The following is a 7,938-nucleotide window of genomic DNA, read 5'->3' on the forward strand; positions in this document are numbered from 1 at the left end:
TTTCCCCAGTTTGGGGAAGCCCCTACTTTGCCGGATAGCCCCTCTTGGCAAAGCTTAGGCCGGCTGCTGTGTACCCTAGCCAGTTGGCTACGGGCCGGGCGTTCTCCCTGGGCAGAGGCGCTGAATGTGATTGTCCAAAGCCTCTACCGCAAGCCGGAAGAACTGTTTGTAGGTCACTACGTCATCGACCAGTTGGAGCAGGTGCTGGGATCCCTGCCTGAGGTCGATTGGCAGGAGATTGCCCAAGAATTTCAGGTGATTCTGGATCGCCACCTTAACAACCTGCCCTCGGAGATCTTTGCCTTCGACCCCGAGCCGGGCAGCATCACCGTCGCCACGCTGCACCGTGCCAAGGGGCTGGAATGGGATCAGGTGTTCATCCCCCAGGTGTCGGCCTACGAGTTTCCCGCCCAGCACGGGGAGCGACCGGTGGGGCTGAAGTTTTTGGAAGATGTAGACATGAAAGCAGAGGCCCTGGCCCAGTTGCGACAGCTCAGCCCCAGAAGGTATTGGGAGCTGCAGGCCAACTCTCCTACCGAACAGGCCTTTCTAGACTTGGCGGCAGAGCGGTTGCGGCTGCTATACGTGGGCATCACTCGCAGCAAACGGCGGCTCACCCTCTCGGTCTCCAGCCAATCCCCCTATGGCAAAGAGCAGAGTGCATCTTTGGCGTTTCGCGTGTTAAGCCGCCCTTCCGAAGCGAGTTGACAGCGAGGCCTCTGGTTCTTCCTTGCCCCGCGGCAGCCTGCTAGCATGGCTAAGCCCGATGGGGCAGTTGTTCAAAACCATGGGTATTCTGCAATGCAACCTCGGCGTGTTGCCCGCGAACTGGCCCTGCTAGGGGTCAACCAACTGCCGGCCACGGCGGCCAAACTGAGCGAAAAACAACTGGCGGACTTGCTGCTGGCAGCCATCCGCGCCCTGCAGGAAGAGACCCATGAAACTCTCTCCACGGCGGCGGCGGAAATTCAGCGCAGCGATCGCCTGCTGCACGAGAGTGATCCCCTGTTATTGGCTGCTTCTGATGCCAAGGAAGAGGGCGGATCTCGCTCCCTTACTGTCCGCCTTCAGCAGGCCCAACGACATCTGCAGCGCCTGGAAACGGCTCTGACGGAGACCAACGCCCGCGACACCGCGCCGGGAGAATTGCTGGAGCTGGCCCACCAAGCCCAAGTGGCCCTCAGCAACGCCGGCCAAGCCCTGGAACACATGGAACAGCGACTGCACAGCGTCCGCCACATCCTGGATGAGGTTGTGCAGTTGTCCCAACAGGCGGTCAACCGGCTGGGAGTTGCCTTGTCCATGCCAGAGCTACTGCACATTGCCCAATCTTCAGAAGTGCGCGCCTATGCTTTGCAACTGTTAACCGCTCTGCATGCTCACAAAGAGGCGATTGATGCTCGTTTGCAAAAGGTTTTGCTGGGCTGGCAATTGCAGCGGGTGGGTCGGATCGAACGCGATATCCTGCGCCTGGCGGTGGTGGAAATGGAGATCCTGGCCAGCAGCCCCGTTAAGGTCGCCATCAACGAAGCCGTAGAATTGGCCAAAAAATACGGGGATCCGGAGGCCGCCGCTTTCGTCAACGGCGTGCTGCGACGAGTGGTGGACAACCCGGTGGAGACCCACGGGGGCCCTGCTGCCGGTTCGGCGGGCTGAGCAGATCACGGGGGATCTTCCTTGCCAGGGTAAAAGTCGGGATCCATCACCTGCTCTAATGTGTAGGGACACTGGGCCGGCAGATCTGTCTCAGACAGGGGCGTTTCTCTCACCACCACCAGGATCCCGTCCTGATGAGCCTCTTGCAGGGCTGCCGAAAGATCGGGCTTGAGGCTGGGATTGTCCCTGAGCAACCGCTGGATCTGGCGGCGTTGTTCGGTGATCGTTGCCCGCCAACTTTTGCCTCGCAGGTGGGGCTGGAATTGCCACTTCAGCAGATGTCCTACCAGGATCCCCAGCCGGTTCAGCAATTCCCGGCGTTCTTGCCTGCCCAAAGCCTCGATTTCCTCCACCAAGTTGGCGATATCCAGTTGCTCCCACTGCCCCGCTCTCAGCAGTGCAGCTTGCTGTTGCGTCCAGGCATAGAAGTCGGACTCGTAAAGTTGCATGCTTGATTACCTAAGCGGACACCGACCCAAGAACTTCTACTGGCTCCTTGCCCCCCTCCAACTCGACATCGGCTCAGGGTAGGTTGGAACCGAATAATGATCGGGGGAAGAGGGTTTTGCTTGTCTGGTGTCAAGAAGCGGGCGATGAGACTCGAACTCACGACATCCAGCTTGGGAAGCTAGCGTTCTACCACTGAACTACGCCCGCACAGGACTGGGCCCGGCATCCTGAAGCCCTGTCCTTCCTAGTCTATCATCATCTTTCACGTGGGATCCCTGATACAACTGAGGCAGCATTCTGTCTGCAACCTATGTCCAGCATCCTCTTGCTCTCCGGTAGTCCCAGCGCTCCTTCTCGCTCGGAAGCCATTTTGCATCATGCTGCCGCGATCCTGTCGGATTTGGGGTTGACCACTCAGTTGGTTTCGGTGCGGGACTTGCCGCCAGAGGATCTGGCGCTGGCCAAGTTCGATAGCCCTCAACTCAGGGAGATCCAGCAAAAGGTGGCCCAAGCTGCCGGGATCGTCATCTCTGCTCCCGTTTACAAAGCCTCTTATCCAGGCGTGTTGAAGGCGCTGCTGGATTTGCTGGATCAAGACGCCTTTACCGGTAAAGTGATTCTCCCCATCGCCACCGGGGGAACCCTGGCCCATCTGCTGGCCATCGACTTTGCGATGAAACCTGTGTTGTCGGTGATGGGGGCCACCCATATTTTGAGAGGGGTTTACATCTTAAGTTCTCAAATTCAGTTTGATGCTGCCGGAACACTCCAGCTAGAGGCCGACATCGAGGAACGTCTGCAAGCCGGGATCCGCGCACTTGCCCAGGCGGTGAAATAATGGTCAACATTCCTGGAGAGAGCAGAGACGTCTGGGCCTGGCGACTGGATTTGGCAATGGCAGCGGTGCCGAGACAGAGTGCGCTAGGATGGGGCTTTAGGCGATAATGGCTTTGGCAACTTGCCCTACGGGGATCCTCTGCGATGGAAGCATTTTTTGAGTTTCTCTGGTCGGCCTCGGCCATCTTGCTGGTGATCTTGGTGCTGCTGCACAGCCCCAAGGGCGATGGGTTGGCGGGCATTGGTGGGCAGGCCCAGTTGTTCTCCAGCTCCAAAAGTGCCGAGCAAAACCTCAACCGCATCACCTGGACGGTGGCTACCCTTTTCCTCTCCATCAGCGTGGTGTTGGGCGCAGGTTGGCTTTCGGCAGCCACAGGGCCATAGGGATCTTTTTCCGTGTTGGCCATTTACCTGCATGGATTTGGCTCTGGGCCCCAGTCGGCCAAGGCAACTTTTTTTCGGCAGCGGCTGCAGCAGGTGGGGATCCCCCTTCAGGTGCCCGATCTGAACCAGGGCAATTTTGCCCAGCTCACCTTGACCCGCCAGATCCGGCAGGTTGGCGACCAGCTTGCCGAGATGAACTACCCTCCTGTCACCCTCATCGGCTCTAGTTTGGGGGGTTTGGTGGCCGCCTGGGTTGCCGAACAGCACCCTTGTGTGCAGCGCCTGGTGCTCTTGGCGCCGGCTTTCGGCTTTTTGGGCCATTGGCTGCCGCGGCTGGGGGCGGAGGCGGTGGAGACCTGGCAACGCACCGGACAACTCACGGTGTTTCACTATGGAGAAGGGCGCCCGCTGCCTTTGGAATACGGTTTTGTCACCGATGCCCAACGCTACCCAGATGGGGCATTACGACGGCCGGTGCCCACCCTGATTGTGCATGGGATCCAAGACGAAACCATTCCCATCCAAGCCAGCCGAGACTACGTGGCCCGTCGCCCCTGGGCCCAACTGGTGGCAGTGGAGAGCGACCACGCCCTGACCGATGTGTTGGAGCTCAGTTGGCCGGCTATCAGCCGCTTCTGTGGCTGGGTGACGGGGTAGTGTTGCCGGTCAGGCAGTGTAGTAGGCAGTGCCTTTATTGACGAAGTCCAGCGTATAGGCAGCCCGGTAGTTGATGGTTGGCTCAAACACGCCCGCCACCGTCATGCTGTCGAAGAAGTCTTGCCAGCGTTGGTCGGTCATGGCGCCAATGCCTTTTTCCAGCGCATCGCCGGACAAGATGATGCCGTACTCCTGCAACTTCTCGAAGCTGTAGGCCAATTGGGCATCGGTCATTTCCGGGTTGTCCTGCTGGATCAAGCGATACGCCGGACGGGGATCCTCTAGGAAGCTGTACCAGCCCTTGATCGAGGCATCCACAAATCGCTCCACCAAGTCGGGCCGGGTCTCCACCAGTTGCCGACGGGTTTCGATGGTGGTGGCGTAGGGTTTGTAGCCCAAATCCGCCAGGAGGAAGACCACCGGCTCGAATCCCCCTTCCTGCCGGATGGCAAAAGGCTCGGAAGTCAGGTAGCCCTGCTGAGCTGAGCTGGGATCCGCCAAAAAGGGGCCGGGGTTGAAGTTGTAGGGGCGAACCTGATCGTCGGTGAAGCCAAAACGCGCCTTCAAGTAGGGCCAGTAGGTGACAAGTCCCCCTTTCGAGACAAAAATAGGGCGGCCCTTGAGCTCCTCAAAGCGCTGGGTGCCGGGGTGGGCCATGAGGATCTGCGGGTCTTTTTGGAAAATGGCTGCCACACACACCAGGGGGATCCCTTCTCGCACGGCACTGATCACCCCTACGCTTCCCCCCATGGCAAATTCGGCAGCTCCACCGGCCAAAACCTGGGTGATGTTGATGCCGGGGCCACCCATCTTGATGGTGACATCCAGGCCATGCTCGCGGTAGATGCCGGTCGCCACCGCCTGATAAAAGCCGCCGTGTTCCGCCTGGGCATACCAGTTGGTGGCGTAGGAAACGCGCTCCAGGCCGGATCCCTGAGCCACGATCAGGGTGGGAGAGGGCTTGCGCCGAGCTTGGGCACCCCCCGCCGCCAACAGGCCGCCCCCAAGGGCTGCGGCCCCTACCTTGAGAAGTTGACGGCGGCTCAGAGCCTTGGTGGTCGATTCAGAGGGCCGAGACGAAACCATGAGCCATTCTCCCTAACCTGCTTTTTACAGGATACTAAGGTGGCCAAAGACGCATGTAAACAGCGACACCCTAGCAAACCCAAAACGCTTGGGCAGATCAGTATCTCCGGCTACCGGCATTTGCAGACGAGATCCAGTGGCATGCGGTTCCATCCATTGGAGTGCTTGCTTTCTGCCGAGGTAACCCGCTATGCTACCGCCCAGATTGAGGCGTCCTCTGGTGGCAAGTCAGCAGCTTCGTGTTTACGTACCTCCTCACCCGCTCATCAAGCACTGGCTAACTGTGGCTCGGGATGTGGAGACGCCCATGCCCCTGTTTCGCACGGCCATGTCGGAGCTGGGCCGTTGGCTGACCTATGAGGCGATGCGGGAGTGGATCCCCACCCAGACTGTGCAGGTGCAAACGCCCTTGGAACCCGTTGTCGCAGAGGTCATCGCGCCGGATACCCTGCTGGGCATTGTGCCGGTGTTGCGGGCCGGCTTGGCGATGCTGGAAGGTTGTCAGGCCCTTTTGCCGCAGGCACGGATTTTTCACGTCGGCATGGTACGGGACGAGGAAACGCTGCAGGCCAGTTGCTACCTCAATCGCCTTCCCGAGCGGATCCCCGCCCAGATGCGCATCCTCATTCCCGAGCCGATGTTGGCCACCGGGGGCACGCTGCTCTGGGTTTTGGATGAGCTGAAAAAACGGGGGTCCGATCTCAGCTTGGTCAGGATTGTCAGCGTCTTGGCAGCGCCTCCGGGGTTACAGCGGCTGGGATCCCACTACCCCATGGTGCAAATTTTCTGCGCCATGATCGACGAGCGGTTGAACGACCGAGGGTTTATCCTGCCTGGGCTGGGGGATGCAGGGGATCGCGCCTTCGGCACAGGACACTAGCCACGCTTACAGTGCGGGGCTTCCCGCCGCCCTTGAACCTACCCTAGAGGGTCATTTTGGCGGTTTGGGTTGCTCAACCTGTTGGATCATGGGTAATGTTGGCGCTTTGGGCATCCCGGTCGATTGGCCTGCTTGGACTTCTGAGGGTGCCGGCGCCTTTTCCCCTCCTGCGCCTATGCGACTTGTCCTGACCAGTTTGGATGGCAGCTTGCTGGATCTGGAATCCAACAGTTATGGTGCTGCCCGACAAGCCTTGGCTGCTCTGGAGCGCCGCTCCATTCCCTTGGTGCTCTACAGCCTGCGCACCCGCGCTCAACTGGAACATGTGCGGCGGCAGTTGCACTTGGAGCATCCGTTCATTTGTGAGGACGGATCCGCCGTTTACGTTCCCGAGCATTATTTCCCGGCGGGCATTTTGGACGAACGCTGGCAACACCGTCCTCCCTACTATGTGTATGCTCTGGGACTGCCCTATGCCCGCTTGCGCAGCATCCTGCAGCAGGTGCGTCAAGATTCCCGCTTGGATTTGATCGGGTTTGGAGATTGGACTGCCTCTGAGCTGGCGGCTGCCGCCGGGATCCCTTTGGAAGAGGCAGAGCGAGCGCAGCAGCGGGAGTACAGCGAGATTTTCAGCTATTCCGGGGATCCCGAAACCCTGCGAGAAGCCTTTGCCCAGCAAGAAGCTAACCTCACCCAACATCTGCTGCGGGTACGTCAGCTTCATTTCTCCAGCCTACCGCAATGGTATCTGACCGGATGGGTGCAGCCGGTTACAGAGCCCCATTTCTCGCCGGGGGAAGAGGCGGTACGGCGGCTGCTGGATTGCTACCAACGGCATTTGGGCCCTGTTCAGGCTTTGGGCATTGGCTGTTCCCCGCCCGATGTGGCCTTTTTGCGATGGGCAGAACGAAAAGTGGTGCTTCCCAGCCCAATTGCGGATAGCCTCTGGAATGAGGCCCTGCCCCAATGGCAGTTGGCTCAGCTCCCTGGCCCAGAGGGGTGGAACGAAGTGGTGTTGACGTGGTTGGAGGAAACAGATCATGGTGGTGAATAAACAGCAGCCCGGTCATCCGGCTATCCCCCTGAGCCTAAGAGCGGTGGGATGCCTGCTGAGTTGGGCGATGGCAATGCCTGCCCATGCGCAACCGCCCATGACCCTGCTGACAGGGGAGCCGACGGTCGCCCAACTGAAGGAAGACGGAGCCCGCTATCTGCAGATGGGCTTTCATACCTTGGCCGTCAACGCCTACCGGAGCGCGATTGAACTGGAAGAAAAAACCTTGGTGCTCCCCAGCGAACGGGATCCAGACGTGCCGTTTAACCTCGGCTTGATCTATGCCCGTCAGGGCAAGCTGGCGGAAGCGCGCGCCGCTTTTCAACGCTCGGTGGAGGTGGATCCCAGTAGTTTTAAAGCCCGCTATCAACTGGCTTTGGTGGATCTCAAACTGGGGAACCTGGTCGCAGCCAAAGAGCAGCTCACCCTCCTGGCCCAGGCCGCCAGCAACAATCCCGAAACCCACCGCCATCTTCAATCTCTACTGGCCCCCCTGGAGTCTGTTCCCTTGCCCGGCCAACCCCCGGCTCGCCCTCCAGCCGTTGAGTCGGAAGCGGCCCAGCTCTTGCCCGAACCCCAGAAAACAGAAACAGCCACCCTGCCCACCGCAACGGAGACACAATTGCCGGAGAAGGAGAAACCTCGCTCGGCTCTGCAGCGGCTACGCCAACGGGAGCTGGACTAGCTCCCTCACCGACAGCCGATCGCGCCTGGCAGTCTTCTGAAGGCATGGGGCCAGCTACCAGGGATCCCGCTTGGGCTAAACGCCTCCCTTTTTGGACGCCGACTGAGGATCTTGGGTGCCTTTGGTGGTGAACACCGTGGTGAACATCATCAGCATGCCTCCCACCCAGATCAGCAGGGCCAATCCTCCGAACAGCCAATTCAGCCAAGTTTGGACTTCCATAGAGCTCTCCAGACTGCACAGGTAGCT

At 59.7% G+C, this 7,938-nt stretch carries 10 protein-coding genes and 1 tRNA gene; 8 read left to right on the forward strand and 3 right to left on the reverse strand.

The features are described 5' to 3' along the window. Together NW844_RS09570 and nusB are read left to right on the forward strand one after the other, a co-directional pair. Positions 1-708: 3'-5' exonuclease (locus NW844_RS09570; protein WP_414335160.1), on the forward strand; the 708-nt coding region annotated here is incomplete at its 5' end. A 93-nt stretch (positions 709-801) separates the two neighbouring features. Beyond that, positions 802-1,656 carry a transcription antitermination factor NusB gene (gene nusB, locus NW844_RS09575; protein WP_414335161.1) on the forward strand — a complete coding sequence of 285 codons (855 nt, stop codon included), beginning with the start codon at positions 802-804 and terminating at the stop codon, positions 1,654-1,656. A gap of 5 nt (positions 1,657-1,661) precedes the next feature. Here the strand turns inward: nusB and NW844_RS09580 are convergent, their stop codons facing one another. Together NW844_RS09580 and NW844_RS09585 are read right to left on the reverse strand one after the other, a co-directional pair. Beyond that, positions 1,662-2,105 carry a DUF29 domain-containing protein gene (locus tag NW844_RS09580; protein WP_414335162.1) on the reverse strand — a complete coding sequence of 148 codons (444 nt, stop codon included), beginning with the start codon at positions 2,103-2,105 and terminating at the stop codon, positions 1,662-1,664. Between the two features lie 136 nt (positions 2,106-2,241). Then, positions 2,242-2,313 (reverse strand) — tRNA-Gly (locus NW844_RS09585). Positions 2,314-2,416: 103 nt separating this feature from the next. Here NW844_RS09585 and ssuE point away from each other — a divergent pair. From ssuE to NW844_RS09600, 3 genes are all read left to right on the forward strand, one after another. After that, a complete protein-coding gene (gene ssuE, locus NW844_RS09590; protein ID WP_414335163.1) occupies positions 2,417-2,944 on the forward strand; it encodes an NADPH-dependent FMN reductase in 528 nt (175 codons plus the stop codon). 143 nt (positions 2,945-3,087) lie between these two features. Next, positions 3,088-3,327 (forward strand): preprotein translocase subunit SecG, encoded by a 240-nt coding sequence (secG, locus tag NW844_RS09595; RefSeq protein ID WP_011433676.1) that lies wholly within the window; start codon positions 3,088-3,090, stop codon positions 3,325-3,327. A gap of 12 nt (positions 3,328-3,339) precedes the next feature. Beyond that, the gene (locus tag NW844_RS09600; protein ID WP_414335164.1) at positions 3,340-3,984 is read left to right on the forward strand and encodes a YqiA/YcfP family alpha/beta fold hydrolase; all 645 of its coding nucleotides are present in this window, start codon (positions 3,340-3,342) and stop codon (positions 3,982-3,984) included. A gap of 9 nt (positions 3,985-3,993) precedes the next feature. Here the strand turns inward: NW844_RS09600 and NW844_RS09605 are convergent, their stop codons facing one another. Beyond that, complete coding sequence (locus NW844_RS09605; protein WP_414335166.1) at positions 3,994-5,070, reverse strand: ABC transporter substrate-binding protein; 1,077 nt, start codon at positions 5,068-5,070, stop codon at positions 3,994-3,996. 190 nt (positions 5,071-5,260) lie between these two features. Between NW844_RS09605 and upp the strand changes: the two genes are divergently transcribed. The 3 genes from upp to NW844_RS09620 all read left to right on the forward strand — a co-directional run bounded on the left by upp (position 5,261) and on the right by NW844_RS09620 (position 7,689). Next, positions 5,261-5,950, forward strand: a complete 690-nt coding sequence (upp, locus tag NW844_RS09610; protein WP_414335167.1) for a uracil phosphoribosyltransferase — start codon at positions 5,261-5,263, stop codon at positions 5,948-5,950. A 175-nt stretch (positions 5,951-6,125) separates the two neighbouring features. Next, positions 6,126-7,004: a hypothetical protein gene (locus tag NW844_RS09615; RefSeq protein ID WP_414335169.1), complete on the forward strand. Its 879-nt coding sequence runs from the start codon at positions 6,126-6,128 to the stop codon at positions 7,002-7,004. 73 nt (positions 7,005-7,077) lie between these two features. Then, complete coding sequence (locus tag NW844_RS09620) at positions 7,078-7,689, forward strand: tetratricopeptide repeat protein (protein ID WP_414335170.1); 612 nt, start codon at positions 7,078-7,080, stop codon at positions 7,687-7,689. The last annotated feature ends 249 nt before the right edge of the window (positions 7,690-7,938 follow it).

The organism is Synechococcus sp. H55.2 (assembly GCF_047462495.1).
Lineage (GTDB): Bacteria > Cyanobacteriota > Cyanobacteriia > Thermostichales > Thermostichaceae > Thermostichus.